Source organism: Caballeronia sp. PC1 (genome assembly GCF_021353155.1).
Taxonomy (GTDB): domain Bacteria; phylum Pseudomonadota; class Gammaproteobacteria; order Burkholderiales; family Burkholderiaceae; genus Caballeronia; species Caballeronia cordobensis.
The window spans coordinates 1,592,279-1,608,437 of the sequence record NZ_JAJUBH010000001.1; the positions used below are offsets into that span (position 1 = coordinate 1,592,279).

Here is a 16,159-nt window from a genome sequence, read left to right on the forward strand (position 1 = left end):
GCTCCAAACAACCAAGACGAGGCGCGATCCAGCCATCTCACGAAACGGACTCGAACTTCCTGCCGTCATACACTGCCGTGGCTACGCTATTGAGTACCGAGGGTAGCGCAAACGAGTCAGCGCACGACGTAGTGCGCGCCATGCGTCGATTGCCCTTAAGGGAGTGCAGATCCATTCAGACTTGGCATTTACTGACCCGGGCTGGAGGAATACACCGAAGCGCATGTCGGAAAGTCGGGCGCCTTCAGCAATCACCTCGAATTTGACGATGCTGTCATTGAGGAGCCGGTCACGTCATCGCGCAAATCGGCGAGGATACGGCGCGGTAGGTGCTGCGGAACGCAGGGATCGACGGCGGAAACACTGAGGGTGCCTGCGGCACGCATTATGCGGGGGAACCTCCCGCCTGCTGCTGCTTGTATCGAGCACGGTATGAATGAAGCAGTGGCTCGGTGTAGCCGTTGGGCTGCACCCGTCCTCGAATATCAACGAACGCGCAGCTTCGAATGCCAAGCTTACTTTTTCACCGCTGATCAACGGCAGATATATCCGATCACCGGCATTCTGCCTGTCCACCTTTACGGCCATCCGGCGAAGCGAGTTTTCAACGTCGTCGGCGCTGACGACGCCGTGCAGCAGCCAGTTTGCGATATGCTGCGAGGATATCCGGAGCGTCGCCCTATCCTCCATCAGGCCAACGTCGTGAATATCAGGGACCTTCGAACAGCCAACACCTTGGTCAATCCATCGGACGACGTAACCGAGAATGCCTTGGGTATTGTTATCAAGCTCCTCTCGCAACTCGTCCTCTTGCCAGTTTCGCCCCCCCGCCAAGGGCAGGGCTAGCAACCGCTCTAGGGGCGCCACCGGTTCACCGCGTCGCTCCGCCTGGCGGACTGAGACATTGACTGCATGATAATGGGTGGCGTGCAGCGTTGCGGCGGTAGGCGACGGAACCCACGCCGTGCTGGCGCCGGCCTGGGGGTGCGCGATCTTCTGCGCAATCATATCCGCCATCATGTCAGGGGCGGCCCACATGCCCTTGCCGATCTGTGCTCGGCCCCCGAGCCCGCACGCTAGTCCGATCTGGACGTTGCGATCTTCATAAGCGCCGATCCAATCGGCCGCCTTCATCTCGCTTTTCCGAACCATCGGCCCAGCGAGCATCGAAGTATGAATCTCGTCGCCCGTACGATCGAGAAATCCCGTATTTATGAAAACGATCCGGTTCCTCACAGCGTAGATGCAGGCAGCAAGATTGGCGGACGTACGGCGCTCCTCGTCCATGATCCCGACTTTGATCGTATAGCGAGGGAGGCTGAGCATATCCTCTATCGCATCGAAGAGCCGATCGGTAAAAGCGGCCTCATCGGGTCCGTGCATTTTCGGCTTCACGATATAGAGCGAGCCTCGCCGGCTATTGCCCTTTCGACCCTTCAGATCATGCAGGGCGATGACCGCAGTCAGGACGCCGTCCAATATGCCCTCGGGAGCCTCCGAGCCATCGGGCAGGCGCACCGCTGGAGTTGTCATCAAGTGACCCACATTGCGGACAAGAAGAAGGCTGCGGCCGGAAAGAGCGAATGTGCTTCCATCTGACGCTGTATATGCGCGATCGGGATTCAGGCGGCGGGTGACCATTCGGCCATTCTTCTGAAAGCTGTCCTCGAGGGTGCCCTTCATCAGACCGAGCCAGTTGCGATAGGCCGCGATCTTGTCTGCCGCATCGATTGCGGCAACCGAATCCTCAAGATCGCATATGGTCGACACTGCAGATTCGAGAATAATGTCGGCGATGCCTGCCGGGTCATCCCGGCCGATGGGGTGATCGTGATCAATGACGACCTCGATATGGAGGCCATTATGCCGAAAGAGCAGATTGTCGCCATTTCGTCCCGCCAACAACGCCGGGTCGGACAACGACAATTCCCCGCCTTTCCAGCGCCGCCAACTCCCATTTGCAAGCGGTATCGCCCTGTCGAGGAAGCGCTTGGCCCAATCGACGACTTTTTCGCCGCGCTTGGCGTCATAACCGCCGGCCTCGACCTTCGTACCGACGACGTCGCTCCCGTAGAGTGCGTCGTACAAGCTGCCCCAGCGCGCGTTCGCAGCGTTGAGAAGAAAGCGCGCATTCAAGATCGGCACAACCAGCTGCGGACCCGATATCGCGGACAGTTCTTCGTCGACATTGTCAGCGCCAACAAGGAAAGGCGCCGGCTCGTCGACCAGGTATCCGATCGATCGAAGGAAGCTTAGATAGGCTTTCTGGTCTATAGGCTCGCTTGCACGAGCGTCGTACCAGCCATCGAGTTGCTCCTGGATACGGTCGCGCACTCGAAGCAACTGAGCGTTCTCTTGCGCAAAAGCGGAATAGATCGCTTCCAGTCCTCGCCAGAATACCGAAGCGCTGATGTCGGTGCCGGGAAGAACCTCTTGTTCGACGAAATCCACAAGCGCGCCGGAGACCGACAGCCTACCTATTTCAGTCATAGCCTTTGTCATCGATACCGTCTCCGCACTATTTCTCGGACAGGCGCACTCGGGAAAATGCAACGAAGCGGCCCGCGCACCGGCCTTCGCCATTGGCCCACATCTTCCAAGCCTGCGAATCTGTCGATTACCGAAAATTCGCGCTTTCTGATGTGAATATCATTCAATACGGAAATTGAGATGGATCATATTATGTGATCGAGCATTAGTTTTGACAAAATCGATCTTTGATTTGCACCTGTGCAATTCCCTGTCGATATCATACTATTACAGTTGCTACCCGATACGTCGCGGTGATAGGATGTTCGACAACGGCGCCTCGATACCACTTAGATGTTATTATCGAGTCATCCGTGAATTTCCACTTCAACATAGTCGAGATAGGGCGAGCGATCATGAAGCCGGCATATCTGTTCGATGCATATGGTACTGTCCTCGATGTCCATGCAGCCGTGCGTCGCCACTCCGAATCCATCGGCCCGGATTTCCAGGCCTTCTCAGATCTATGGCGCGCGAAGCAGCTGGAATATTCGTGGGTGCGTACCTTGATGGGCAACTACGAAAATTTCTGGCAGCTGACGCAGGATGCCTTGGACCATGTCCTGCGTTTATTCGGATCCGTCGATCCGGCAATTCGCAAGGAGCTTCTGGATGCATATCTGCGACTTGAACCCCACGACGGGGCGCTGGAGGCCCTGACAGACCTCAAAGCCAAGGGCGCTCGGCTGGCGTTTCTGTCAAATGGCACGTCGACAATGCTTCGGACGGCGACGGTGGCCGCCGGCCTTGACGAGATACTCGAGGCACCGTTCTCAATTGATGCGGTTGGAAATTTCAAGACGCATCCGCTGGCTTATTCCGTCTACTCGTCGCGGTGGGCACTGGATCGTGCGGAGATCGCCTTTGTTTCGTCGAACCGCTGGGATATCGCAGGAGCTACCAAGGCCGGATTTTACACAATTTGGGTTAACCGCAGCGGCATGCCAGACGAATATCTCGACGCGGCTCCCAAGCGCGTCATCGGCTCGCTTGTCGAGCTTCTAAGCGACTAAGTCGCGAGCGTTGACGAAATTATTGCCCTCTTGGCTATTTCGATGGGCCAGAACCCAGACCGCTCCGTTGCAGTGCAGTCTCGGCGCAGGTCCACCGGGCTCGCGATCCTGAAGCCCACCCCATCCGCAAGCGGGCCGATCCATAGGAGTTCGCGGGGCAGGCTCGTTTCCAATGTTCCTACCCTCACCGGTCTTGCGCATGGCGACGGTGAGATTGAAGCGCCGTGAGGCCGAGCAGCAACGACACTATCACGGCCGACGCACTCAGGATGCCAAGCGATTCAAATGATCCGCCGCCTACGATATTGCCGCCGACGGCAGGGCCGATTGCGGCGCCAAGAGACTGCACGGCGCCGGCGCCGGTAATCGCCCTTCCCGATCGATCGACCACGGCGATCAGGGACATCCCGATTACGACAGAAAATCCATAGAAGAACGACCACCCAAAGATCGCGATCGCGAAATATGGGAGGCCTGCGTGCCCATATGCCAGAAGCAAGCAAAAAGCGCTCAGGCAGAATTGAACGACGATCAGGAGCGGCCCTCGACCTAGACGGCGACTGATCCACGACGCCGCGATGCATCCAGCGGCGTTGGCAATGAGGGCAAAAGAAAGAACATACCCCGTCGCCGAAAGGGAGTTGCCGTGCGAAACTCCGATCTGCTGCGCAAAGATCCAGATGCTCGTTCCACCGCCGAACAGGAAGAGCATGGCAAGCAGGCTTAGAATACTGGCCAAGCTGCCGTCATGCCTGTGCGCGGCGGGTTCGTCGAAGGACTGCGTGATGCGGCCGGGCAGGAAAGGCACGCACGACAAGAAGAGAAGCATGGCGATCGCGGTCAGGAAAGTCAGGCCTGGCATGCCCGCCGAAGGAATGGCCCAAGCTGTCGCCGTGGCCATGACGATAGCCACCGTTGCGACCTGGCCTCCAGTCCCAAATCCGAAGTTTCGGTCCGGATCACCAGAGCTTCCGATTATGCGGCACGCGATAGCATAGATCACGCCGGAGCCGAGGCCGGCTGCAAAAAGCGAGGGGTAAAGAACGGCAACATCGGTGATAAGCCCGCTCGTGCCTATCAGGGCGAGCGATATCATACCGGCGATAGCGGACAGTTTGCGGATTCCGAACCGTGGAATCCACCAGACGGCTGAAGCGGTGCTCGCCACAAACCCACAGAGGTAAGCCGTCCCGATATATCCTGCCATATTGGGGGACAAGGCCAATCGTGGCGCCTGCGTGCCGATGTAGAGTGGCAGGATCCCATAAACCATTGTTCCAAACCAGAAGAGGATTACGCCAGCGGCCACCTCCCTTCCGGAGTTCAATGCGTCCTTCCGATCGTTTCTCTGCATGTTTCCCAGCGCGCTGATTTTTCCGAGCGGGTTAGCCCGTGGGCTTCGGTCAGTCCTCTTCCAAACGAGATAGATGTTATTCGATCGTCTTCGTTCATGAGAACAGATCGTTCTCGATACGTCTGGCTAAACGATCTCGGAAATGATCTTGGTAGCTTCACCAAATGCGGTATTGGCGACGGGGACCCCTGCGTAGATGGCGATTTGCATCAGCACTTCTTTGAGTTCGTCCTGCGTGAACCCTCCTTGAGCCAGCCCCGCGCGCACGTGAAGGGCATATTCTTCCCATCTTCCGAGACTCGCAGTTGTGGCTACAACGATCAATCGCCGCGTCCGCTCGTCAAGGCCGGGACGACTCCATATTTCGTTCCAAGCGATACGGGTGATCATAGCCTGAAAGTCTTCGTTGAAAGAAGTGCGTCCGGCGAGCGATCTGTCTACCCATTCGTCGCCAAGAATTGCGCGCCGTGTCACCAGACCGGCCTCGAAAAGGATGTCTCTGGCGGATGTCACAGTCGATTTGGTGCCGAAGAATCGAACGATTGCCGATGCCAATGCTGCTGGATCCTCGATAGCGGGAAGATGCCCGGTCTTGAGGCGCACCGCTTTTGCATCGGGAATGCTTGCTGCCAGGAATTCCCCATGTCCAAGAAACGGTGTGGAGATATCATCGTCTCCGGTGATGACGAGCGTTGGCACGGCGATGGCGCCGAGACGGTCCGCGATATCCATGTCGCGAATTGCTGCGGCACAGCCGGCATATCCGGTGTCGGAGCTGTTCACGAGCGCCCGCCACGCCGAGCTCACCTCTGCGGCACGGTTCTCGATGAACTTCGGCGAGAAGAAGCGATTTATCGCGGCATCTGCGATGGCTTCCGTGCCGTTGGACCGGACGGCTGCGACCCTGTCTGTCCAAATCGCCTTGTCCATCGTGGCGGAGGTACAGATCAATGCAAGGCCTGCCACTCTCCGAGGATGGTTGATCGCCATATCCATGGCGATCATCCCGCCGAGAGAAATCCCAGCAATGATCGCCTTTTCTACATTCGCTGCGTCCATCACCGCGACGGTGTCTGAACCGAGCACATCAAGGCTGTAGTCGCCCCCCGGCGCGTCCGAAGCGCCATGACCACGGTTGTCAAGGCGTATAAGCCGATAATGCGGCAGGAGATGAGGAAGCGCCTTGTCCCACAAGCTCATGTCGGTACCGATTGAGTTTATCAGGACGATGGCTGGCAACTCTGCGGAGCCTTGCTCCTTCCAGTATAACCGGACCCCGTTATGCTTTGTGAACGGCATCGATATCCCTCGTCAGAGGTTTAGAAGTTCGCGGACGATGCCTTCGCTTTCGCCTATGTCATTCCCCAAGGCGGAAGCCGCGAGATTGCAAGCTATGGCATCTCCATCGATTTGGAGGCCTTCGATCGTAACGACCATCGAGCCTATTGCTCCGGCGGCGATGGAAAAGAGATCCGCCAGAATTGAAGCCTCTGTCTGCCATCCACCGAGCCCCGCTCCTGTTCCTGGGGAAGGCCCCCCAGCAATGTGGCAACCAGTCCGGGCGCGCGATGCGCAGCGGATAGAGCGACTTGGCAGCCTGTCGGGTTCCGTTTGTGCGGCATCGCAGAGGACCCGCCACGGCCCGGGACGACCGGCTCAAGAGCTTCCCGAATATGGTCCTGCGACAGCAAGGCGATATCCTTTGCCATTTTGCCAACGGTGCCAACCAGGATGCCGACGCTCGTGCCGATCGCGGCCACGGCGATTCTGCGGCTATGCCAAGGAGGCGCAGGTTTCAGCTGCAACGCGCTGGATAGCCGGCGCGCGACCGCAGAGCCTCTGCCCGACATGCCTGCCCGCGTCCCCGAGGCCCCGCCAAGCTGAACGCATATGTACGCGCCGGCGTCGGCTCGCATGCGCGCCGCTGCCTCGGCGATCCCCGCACGCCATTGGGCGATCCGCAGTCCAAAAGATATTGGCATCGCATTCTGCATCAACGTCCTGCCTACGGCAGGCACGCGGCGATAGTTTTCCGCCAAGGCTGTCAGGGCAAGGTCGAGACGATCGGCATCGTCGATCAGCAATGCGGAGGCTTCTCTCGCCTGCATCATCATCACCGTGTCAGCCAGGTCCTGACTGGTCGCGCCCTTGTGGACCGCCATCGCCGTCTCTGGCGCCATCGCCGAACGGATCCTGCCGATCAGCGGTATCGCGAGCGTACCTGCGAACGCAGCCTCGTCGGCGAGGATTTGAGGGTCGATGGCGAGCGACGCGCAGACGGCGCCGATCTCATCGGCGACGCGTTCCTCGATGATCGCTTCTGCGGCTTGAGCCTGCGCCAATGCAGCCTCAAATTCCAGGGCGTGTTTGACGGTCGAGCGGTCGTCATAGACCGCCAGCATCGCCGGCGTTGTCGCTGAACGATCGTGAAGGAGCCTGCTCACAGCGAAAAGAAGACCGTCTCTGCATCACCTTGGATGTGAATATCGAGCCACCAGACTCCATCATCGCGCTGGCGCGCAACAAGCGTCGATCGACGGTCCGATGGCACAAGGGAGAGGATGGCATCTGTGTCGTTGCCTTCTGCGCCGTCGAAATACAGGCGTGTGCAAAGTCTTCGCAGCACCCCTCTCGCGAAGATCGATAACGCGATGTGGGGAGCTTGGAGCGAATTGCCTGGTCCGGGCACGCGGCCCGGGAAAACAGTGCGGAAGCGATACACGCCGGATTCGTCGGTAGCGCATCGGCCGAACCCTATGAACTCCGGATCGAGTGGAATTTCGGCTCGCTTATCCGCCCCTCCGGAATATCTTCCCGACGCGTTGGCTTGCCAACTTTCTACCAATGCGTCTGAAATCGGGTCGCCATTTCCGTCGAGAATCTGGCCAGCAATGTCTATCACATCCCCTCTGGGAGCGCCCGTTCGCGTCGGGCGATTCAGAACATAGTGATCATCCGCGAAGAGCTCCGGTCGGGCTCCCAGATCTGACAGTCCCACCAAGTCAGCGCCGCCTTTCCAAGGCAGACCGTAGTGGAAGAAGGGGCCTACAGTCTGCCAAGGAGTTTGACCGAATAATCGAGGATCCTGGTTATCGAACCGCGCAGACGCTTTACGCTTTTCCAAGTCGTTATCCATTGGCAGTACCCTCGAAGGGCGTCTGCATTGCCCCCTTCAGCACGATGTCAAAACGGTATCCGAGCGCCCAGTTGGCGATGGTCGTGTCGATATCAAACCGGCAGATGAGGCGATTGCGATACGGCATCGGAACCGCATTCGCGATCGGATCGATCTCGATCAATGGATCGTCAGGAAAGTAGATTTGGGTGACGAGACGAGTGGCGAAGGCGGGGCCAAGCAACGACAGGTGAATATGAGCCGGGCGCCATGCATTGTGATGGTTACCCCAAGGGTAAGCTCCGGGCCGGATGGTCGTGAAGGAATACCAGCCCTGATCATCGGTAATCACCCGACCAGCTCCGGTGAAGTTCGGATCGAGCGGCGCGTCCCAATTATCGTTGCGATGGATATACCGCCCGGCCGCGTTCGCCTGCCAGATTTCGACGATGGTGTTTGGTACCGGACGACCACTGTCATCCAGCACCCTGCCAGAGATGCGGATGCGCTGGCCATGGGGAGCAGATCCATGTTGCGACGTTAGGTCTACCTCGGCTTGACCCATAAGAGCGCTCCAGCAACCGCTGGGGCCGCTCACCTCAGTCAAAGTCTGCGGAGCGTTGACCAAGGGGTGACGCGGACTACGCAATCCGGTCGAGCGATACTCTGGGTAGAGGAGTGGTGGCAAGCCCGCGTCGTCAGGCGCATATGCGATGTCCGTTGTCACAGGCAATTCTCCCGGAGCTTGCCCAGAAAGAGGGGCATTCGTCTTGGAAGCGATTTCCTCGACGCAGACGGATGGTGCCATGTCGAGCAGCGCAAGCACTCCGGCTTGCGGGTCTAACTCCATCACCCCGAGGTCCGTAATGATCAGATCAACCACCGACCTGCCGGTCAGGGGCAGAGTACATTTCTGGACGATCTTGGGCGCGCCATCCTTGGACGTATGATCCATGACGACCACCACCCGCTTGACGCCTGCAACCAGATCCATCGCTCCTCCGATCCCCTTCACCATCTTGCCCGGAATGGTCCAGTTGGCGAGGTCGCCATTCGACGCGACTTGCATGCCTCCCAGGATGGCCATGTCGATGTGCCCGCCCCTGATCATGGCGAAGCTGTCGGCAGACGAGAAAAAACTCGAAGTCGGCAGCGTGGTGACTGTCTCCTTGCCGGCATTGATCAAGTCTGCATCAGCTTCATCAGCGAACGGGTAAGGGCCCACTCCGAGCATGCCATTTTCGCTTTGCAGCGTGACGGTCACGTTTTCGGGGACATGGTTGGCAACCAGCGTAGGGATGCCGATTCCGAGATTTACGTAAAATCCGTCCTTGAGTTCTCGAGCAGCGCGCGCTGCCATCTGATCGCGCGACCAAGCCATCATGCAGGCTCCCGAGCGCGAATCGTCAGCTTTTCGATCTTCTTCTCGAGGCCCGTCGCTCGAACAATCCGATCGACGTAAATGCCGGGCGTATGCACTTCATCCGGGTCGATGGCGCCAGCTGGCACGATCTCCTCGACCTCGGCGACCGTCACCCGTCCGGCTGTCGCCATGATCGGGTTGAAATTCCGCGCTGTCTTTCGAAAAACCAGATTGCCTTCGGGATCAGACCGCCAAGCCTTGACTATCGAAAGATCAGCTTTCAGCCAGCGCTCTCGAATATATTCATCGCCGTCGAAAGTTTCGACAGGCTTGTCTTGCGCGACGACGGTTCCTACCCCGGTCCGGGTATAGAATGCCGCAATGCCGGCGCCGCCGGCGCGAATGCGCTCGGCTAACGTACCTTGCGGATTCAGCTCAAGTTCGATGTCACCATCCAGGAACTGCCGCTCAAAAGACGATTGTCGCCAATATACGATGCGATCATGCGACTGATCTGCCTGCTTTGCAGCAGCTGCCACAGACCAAAGCCTTCTGCGCCCGCGTTGTTCGAAATCACTGTAAGCCCTCGGGTACCGCTTCGATAAAGCTCCGCGATAAGGTTCTCCGGGTTTCCGCAAAGGCCAAAGCCACCCGACATGATCGACATTCCGTCGAACAGCAAACCCTCAAGCGCGCTTCGGACGCGCTGCCTCGAATTTTTGAAAGCATTATAAGCCTCGGAACTGTTCGGAATTTTCCTTCGAACCTTATCCTTCGCATCGGCATGGAGCTGCTGCTTTTGACGATATGTGAAGGACGTTTGCGGTTTCGTCATTCTCGGTCGTCCGAATTGACTTGAGCGCACATTTCCAGGCAGGCCAGACTTGCCATTGCGGGAGAGACCGTTCGCCGGCGCCGAAGGAGCAACCGCCCCGGAAACTCTCAGGCAAAAGGACCGCAGGGCATCAAGATATCTGGAGAGTGGCGCCCGCCTGGGTGCCCGCCGACGGGATAGCGATCTCAGGCACAGCGGACAGATGGGGCGCATCCACCACCTTTTGGGGAGCGGCTCCCAGTGGCACGTATTAGCATCATCGGCGCCGGCATTACCGGCGTAACAACCGCCTACAGCTTGGCTGTCCGCGGTCATGAAGTCACCGTCTACGATCGTCGCCGCTATCCGGCGATGGTCACCCTCATTTGCCAACGGTGGCCAGCTCTCCGCAAGCAATGCCGAAGTCTGGAACAGCTGGGCCACCATCGCAAAGGGTATGAGATGGCTCTTGAAAAATGACGCGCCGTTGTTGCTGAACCTCAAGCCCGGCCTTCACAAATACGGGTGGCTCGCCGAGTTTTGCGGCAATATCTTTCGGCACGAAAGAAACACGATCGCGACCGTTCGTCTCGCACTCGACGCGCGAAGGCATATGTTCACCATTGCGGAAGCAGAGGGCATCGATTTCGATCTGAAGCGATGCGGAATCCTTCATCTCTACCACAATGAACAGGAGTTTCGTGCTGCCGAAGTGGGCAACGCCCTCCTCCTCAAGGGCGGGCTCGAAAGGCACGCAGTGTCAGCTGGAGAAATGCGCGCGATCGAGCCGAGCCTGCAAGGCGCTCTTCACGCCGGATTCTTCACCCCGGGGGACGCCACGGGCGACATCCACAAGTTCACACGCGGGCTCGCAGATGCGTGTGCACGCCGAGGCGTGATTTTCAAGTTTGGAGCTGCTGTCCGGCGAGTGGAGATACAGAACCGGATTTGTACCATCAGCTTGACCGATGACGAGAGTGGTCGGCCGATCGCCTCTCAGACAGCTGATGCCATCGTTGTCTGCGCAGGGGTTGAAAGCCGAGAAATCGCCAGAAAGCTCGGCGAGAAAGTAAACATTTATCCGGTGAAGGGCTATTCCATCACTGTAAACTTGAGAGACGAGCAGAGCCGAACAGCTGCACCGAGTGTCAGCCTGCTCGACGACGCTGCGAAGATCGTCACAAGCCGCCTCGGTCCAGATCGATTCCGGGTGGCCGGCACCGCAGAGTTCAATGGGTTCAACCTAGATATTCGCGCTGACCGGATCCGCCCGTTGCTGCGCTGGTCGGAACGCCTGTTCCCCAAAATGGATACTGACAGCGTCACCCCATGGGCAGGCCTGCGCCCCATGACGCCCGATATGCTGCCTGTTGTCAGGCCGGGGGAGTGCGTGGCGTCTACTACAACACCGGCCACGGCCATCTTGGCTGGACGCTTTCCGCTGCAACTGCCGAGATGATCGCCATGCGCCTGGACAGCGACTTCGCCGCGTAGCTTCGATCCACATTATTCATCAGAAGGATTTCGAGAATGATCCTAAGCTTGAAGCAAGCCCAGAATATTGCACTTCGCACTCTCAAGGCCGGTGCCGAAAAGGACTGAAGCCGCTATGCGTAGCCGTGCTCGATCCGGGAGGTCATACAATAGTCCTGCACCGAGCGGACGGCGCGTCGCATCTTCGACCAGCAATTGCTATCGCGAAGGCGGCCGGCGCCTTGAATCTCGGCGTCTCTTCCCGCTCGATCGCGGCGATCGCGGCCGAACGACCGACATTTTTCAACTCGCTCGTAGGCATAGCGCCTCTCGGTATGGTGCCGGCCGCCGGAGGAGTGATCGTGGTTGACAGCGACGGCCAGACACTGGGTGCCGTCGGCGTTACCGGCGACACCTCGGACAATGACGAAGCTTGTGCACTTGCGGGCATCGAAGAGGCAAATCTGTTCGCGAAGGACTGATCATTGCCCGCGCAACGCGGCAAAGGTATTTCACATAAGTGCAATGATTGAAGAGAGATTGGCAAAAGCAGCGAGGAGGACGTTCGCCTTATGAAGTTGGACAGGCAGCTGGCGCGGCATGCGTACGGCTCCTTCCAGCAAATAATAAGGGGGGTTTATGTCTCGGTCGAATAGAACGAACGGGTCGGTAGCGGCCCTGCTTGCCGCTACTGTTCTGGCCGGATCGGCGACGCCAGCCTTCGGGCAGGCGACACCCGAGGCGCCTCAAGATTCTTCCGCGTCCTCATCGGGCGGATCGCTCGACATTGTCGTTACCGCCCGCAAGCGCGAAGAACGCCTCCAGGATATCCCGGTGGCGGTCTCGGCGATCGGCGGAGCTGCCCTCGAACAGAAGGGCATCGACAATGTGACAAACCTGATCGGGACGGTTCCGAGCCTCTTCACCAGCCAGAACCAGGCGTTCGGGCCGCTTCCCAACCAGACCTATCTCGTACTTCGCGGCGTCGGAGCGGCGGCATCCAACGATCCCGCTGTCGGAACCTTCGTCGATGGCGTCTATCAACCGAGCCTGGCATTCGACACTGGCTTCCTCGACTTGGAGCGCATCGAGGTTTTGCGTGGGCCGCAAGGTACCCTTTTGGCAGAAACACCGAAGGCGGTGCACTGAACATTGTGACCGCGAAGCCCGACGGCACCTTTCGTGGGAAGCTGCGCGCAGAATATGCGGACTTCAATAGCGTTCGCCTCGGCGCGAGTTTCAGCGGCCCATTGGTGGAGGACAAGCTCTTCGCTAGCCTTTCTGGTCAATATTACAGCACCGATGGCTACATCCACAACCTGACCATCGACAAGGATCAGGATACGCTTCGCAGCCTGGCCGGGCGCTTCGTGCTTCGCGCATTGCCCACCGAAGACTTCGAGATCATTCTCCGACTGGATGGTTCTCGCAACAGAAACGGTTATCTCGGTTACGGCGTCGTGGACGACGGCGCGAAGCGTTATGCCACACTCGATGATCGCAAGGTTGTCTCGCCCGACACGAGCTTTGGCGGCTCTCTAACCATGTCGTACGATCTTCCGGCGTTTACGATCAAGTCGATCACCGGATATCAGCACGTAAAGACCGAATTCTGGTACGACTTTGATGGATATTCGGACCCCGACAACTTTCAGGACCAGCGCACGACCCAGTCAGCACTCTCCGAAGAACTTCGTTTCGAGTCGAGGAGCGGCGGGTCTTTCACATGGCTTGGCGGATTGTACGCCTTTCAGGATATCCACGAACAGAACCGCAATTTCGCCTTGTCTGGCTGTACGATCTGCGCCTTTCCGCCGATTTTCAATCCCGCCAACGACGTGCGGGAAGCGACGAGGTTGCGGCGTCGCGGCTGGGCCGCTTTCGGTCAAGTCGGCTACAAGTTCAACGATCGCTTCGAGCTGACTGTCGGCGGGCGATATGGCTGGGAGCGGACGCGGGCATTCCAGCAGGGCGTCGTGATCGTGCCGGCTGTGGGCGCGAACGACGCGTTCAGCGGAGTCACGTCAAAAAGCTTCAGCAATTTCTCGCCGTCCGCTTCATTCTCCGTTCACTGGACGCCTGATGTCATGACTTACGCGACTGTGTCGCGAGGTTATCGCTCAGGCGGCTTTGACAAATATCCGGGTAGCAGTGCAGCCGTTGGGATCGCTTTCGACAACGAAAAGTCGACCAATTATGAGGTGGGGCTGAAAGCGTCGCTCTTTGACCGACACCTGATCGCCAGCGTTGCTGGTTTCATCGTTCAGGTGGACGACATGCAGCTGGCTTCTGTTGCCATCAGCCCGGTCACCGGTCTCCCTGTCGGTGTCACTGCCAATGTCGGTGCCTCCCGTAACCGCGGGTTCGAGTTCGAAGCAACCGCCATGCCGTTCCGCGGATTCAAGATTCGCGGGAACGCTGCATATACCGACGCGCGCTTCACCTCTATTACGAGCCCGGTAGGATCCCATCTGACCGGCGATGCGTTGCCTTATGTCCCCAAGTGGACTGCTTCAGGCGGCGCAGATTACACTGTCTCGATCGGTGACACTGAACTCAATCTCGCAGCCGACTATCGTTATGTGGGGCCGTATTATTCCGGTAACGGGGCTCCTCCGTTTGATCCGATCCTGCAGGTTCAATCCTATGACCAGCTCGACCTCCGCGCCAGTCTGAAGAGAGACCGATGGGAGCTGACCGTTTACGTCGACAATGTGACGGACAACTTCAACATTACACGCCGGTTCGCACCGCCGTTCCAACCGTTCACCCGCGCCTCGGTGCTTCCACCTCGCAAGTTTGGCGTGAAGCTGAACTACAGCTGGTGAACATCCGCCGCCGGCCTCACTGGCCGGCGGCTTTGACCACTCAGGAATCGTGTCCTTGTTAAGGAGCGTCGGCCCGCAGCGAAACGCTGCTTCGCTGTCAAAGGATTTGCCGTGACCGAGATCGACATGACGAGCTTTGATGGAATTATCGGGAGCCTGACCCCGATGAGCGGCGAAGTCATCGACTGGACGAGCCCGACCGCTCCGGACAGAGCCCTTCAGTTTCGCGCCGGCGGACACGCTGATGTCGAGCGGGCCGTCGGTTCAGCGGGTCGAGCTGCTGGTTTGTGGCACCGGCTCGCGCCGAGTGAACGGCGAATGGCGATGCTGCGGTGGGGCGACGCAATAGAGGCCGCCGCCGAGCGCATCGGCATGCTCGACTGTGTCGACATGGGCAAACCGATAGCCGTTGCGACGATGGAAGCCTGCGTTGCCGCTCACATTGTGCGCTGGTACGCTCAGGCAATCGACAAGGCTTGCGGAGAAGTCATTGCGTCGTCGCGCGAGGCGATCTCTCTGTCGCTGAGAGTGCCCTACGGTGTCGTTGGCGCGATGGTCTCGTGGAATTACCCAAGTATAAACGCCGCCATGAAAGTTGGGCCAGCACTCGCGGCCGGCAATGGCATGGTGCTGAAACCGTCCGAGATTTCGCCCGCTCCGCGATACTGATTGGCACCCTCGCCGAAGAGGCGGGCATCCCCGTCGGTCTGCTGTCTGTCCTCCCTGGCGGAGCGGCGACGGGCGCAGCGCTCTGCAGCCATCCCGGGGTTGCAATGCTTGCCTTCACGGGCTCGACCCAGACGGGCCGCTCTGTCGCCAAGCTCGCGGCCGAGCGGCTCGTGCCTGCTATCATCGAGGCCGGAGGAAAGAACGCGATCGTGGTTCTTGACGACATGACCGACTATCAGGGCATAGCCATCGACGCTGTAGCGGAAGCATATGCAAATAGCGGTCAGCTTTGCGTCGCCCGCTCAAAAATCCTCGTCCCAAGCGATCGTATTGACCAATTCTCGGACGCTCTCGTAGCCGCTGCAGCAGATTTCTTGCCGGGTGATCCTCTCGAGCCGAACACAAAATTCGGGCCCTTGGCGTCCAAGGCTCATTCGGACAGGATCCGATCGGCAGTCGACATGGCCCTCGGTCGCGGCGAACAAGTCATCCGCGATGGTCGTCCCGTGCAGCACGACATGCTGAATCATTCGCTGACAGTGGTCAGAGCGGATGACCCAACATCGCCGATATTGCGAGATGAATATTTCGGTCCGATCCTTGCAGTCGTTCCATATGATAGCATCTCCGATGCCGTGAGACTGGCCGGCCTCGGCGGCTACGGGTTGGCGATGACGCTCTGGACCGGCGAGTTGGCTCGAGCCAACATGTTACGGCAGGAACTCTGCGTCGGTCATTTGAAGATCAAGTCCGTCGCTGGTCAGGACTCGGCGACTGGTCTGGCGCTTCCACTGGAGCCTGCCGGTCAGTCCGGCTACGGAATCGAGTTCGGCGTTGACGCTCTCTCCAGCTACAGCCGTCGGATGGCCGTGGAGCAAATTGGCTGCCTCGCGCCGCTGGATCGCTAGCCACCGCCGACATCGCAGATCGGCCCAAGCGCCAAATCTGTTTGCGACTACCGCAAAGTCCAACTTTCCGAGGTGCGCTAGAGCGGCCTTCAC

The 16,159-nt window shown here is 58.8% G+C and carries 9 protein-coding genes, 5 pseudogenes and 1 riboswitch; of the genes and pseudogenes, 6 read left to right on the forward strand and 8 right to left on the reverse strand.

Going from position 1 to position 16,159, the window contains the following annotated elements:
* Positions 1-385: 385 nt before the first annotated feature.
* Positions 386-2,502, reverse strand: a pseudogene (locus tag LY284_RS07665) (malate synthase G).
* Positions 2,503-2,843: 341 nt separating this feature from the next.
* Here LY284_RS07665 and LY284_RS07670 point away from each other — a divergent pair.
* Positions 2,844-3,542, forward strand: a complete 699-nt coding sequence (locus LY284_RS07670; RefSeq protein WP_217482576.1) for a haloacid dehalogenase type II — start codon at positions 2,844-2,846, stop codon at positions 3,540-3,542.
* Positions 3,543-3,726: 184 nt separating this feature from the next.
* Here the strand turns inward: LY284_RS07670 and LY284_RS07675 are convergent, their stop codons facing one another.
* From LY284_RS07675 to LY284_RS07705, 7 genes and pseudogenes are all read right to left on the reverse strand, one after another.
* The gene (locus LY284_RS07675) at positions 3,727-4,896 is read right to left on the reverse strand and encodes an MFS transporter (RefSeq protein ID WP_155178475.1); all 1,170 of its coding nucleotides are present in this window, start codon (positions 4,894-4,896) and stop codon (positions 3,727-3,729) included.
* Positions 4,897-5,022: 126 nt separating this feature from the next.
* Positions 5,023-6,195: a 3-oxoadipate enol-lactonase gene (gene pcaD / locus LY284_RS07680; RefSeq protein WP_155178473.1), complete on the reverse strand. Its 1,173-nt coding sequence runs from the start codon at positions 6,193-6,195 to the stop codon at positions 5,023-5,025.
* 143 nt (positions 6,196-6,338) lie between these two features.
* Positions 6,339-7,340, reverse strand: coding sequence for a lyase family protein (locus LY284_RS07685; RefSeq protein ID WP_309243180.1), 1,002 nt, complete (start codon positions 7,338-7,340; stop codon positions 6,339-6,341).
* A complete protein-coding gene (gene pcaG, locus LY284_RS07690; RefSeq protein ID WP_155178469.1) occupies positions 7,337-8,032 on the reverse strand; it encodes a protocatechuate 3,4-dioxygenase subunit alpha in 696 nt (231 codons plus the stop codon). Before pcaG ends, LY284_RS07685 begins: the two co-directional genes overlap by 4 nt.
* Positions 8,025-8,738, reverse strand: a complete 714-nt coding sequence (pcaH, locus tag LY284_RS07695) for a protocatechuate 3,4-dioxygenase subunit beta (protein ID WP_155178467.1) — start codon at positions 8,736-8,738, stop codon at positions 8,025-8,027. The genes pcaG and pcaH overlap by 8 nt, the downstream gene beginning before the upstream one ends.
* Before the next feature lie 15 nt (positions 8,739-8,753).
* A pseudogene (locus LY284_RS07700) lies at positions 8,754-9,392 on the reverse strand (3-oxoacid CoA-transferase subunit B); the annotation flags it as partial.
* Positions 9,392-10,041: pseudogene (locus tag LY284_RS07705) on the reverse strand (CoA transferase subunit A). The pseudogenes LY284_RS07705 and LY284_RS07700, both read right to left, overlap by 1 nt.
* 216 nt (positions 10,042-10,257) lie before the next feature.
* Positions 10,258-10,342: riboswitch (glycine riboswitch) on the forward strand.
* A 107-nt stretch (positions 10,343-10,449) separates the two neighbouring features.
* On the opposite strand from LY284_RS07705, the pseudogene LY284_RS07710 reads away from it, so the two are divergent.
* The 5 genes and pseudogenes from LY284_RS07710 (at position 10,450) to LY284_RS07730 (ending at position 16,066) form a co-directional block, all read left to right on the forward strand.
* Positions 10,450-11,682, forward strand: a pseudogene (locus tag LY284_RS07710) (D-amino acid dehydrogenase).
* Between the two features lie 125 nt (positions 11,683-11,807).
* A complete protein-coding gene (locus LY284_RS07715; RefSeq protein ID WP_233385614.1) occupies positions 11,808-12,143 on the forward strand; it encodes a heme-binding protein in 336 nt (111 codons plus the stop codon).
* A 157-nt stretch (positions 12,144-12,300) separates the two neighbouring features.
* Entirely contained in the window at positions 12,301-12,810 is a 510-nt protein-coding gene (locus tag LY284_RS07720; RefSeq protein ID WP_233385616.1) for a TonB-dependent receptor plug domain-containing protein, read from the forward strand.
* 5 nt (positions 12,811-12,815) lie between these two features.
* On the forward strand, positions 12,816-14,489 hold the full coding sequence (locus tag LY284_RS07725) for a TonB-dependent receptor domain-containing protein (protein ID WP_233385619.1): 1,674 nt from the start codon (positions 12,816-12,818) through the stop codon (positions 14,487-14,489).
* A 165-nt stretch (positions 14,490-14,654) separates the two neighbouring features.
* Positions 14,655-16,066: pseudogene (locus LY284_RS07730) on the forward strand (aldehyde dehydrogenase family protein).
* Positions 16,067-16,159 lie beyond the last annotated feature (93 nt).

Bases quoted from the DNA above. Each gene is read 5' to 3' on its own strand.
- LY284_RS07675 (WP_155178475.1), bottom strand. From the start codon at position 4,896: ATGCAGAGAAACGATCGGAAGGACGCATTGAACTCCGGAAGGGAGGTG.
- pcaD (WP_155178473.1), bottom strand. From the start codon at position 6,195: ATGCCGTTCACAAAGCATAACGGGGTCCGGTTATACTGGAAGGAGCAA.
- LY284_RS07720 (WP_233385616.1), top strand. From the start codon at position 12,301: ATGTCTCGGTCGAATAGAACGAACGGGTCGGTAGCGGCCCTGCTTGCC.
- pcaG (WP_155178469.1), bottom strand. From the start codon at position 8,032: ATGGATAACGACTTGGAAAAGCGTAAAGCGTCTGCGCGGTTCGATAAC.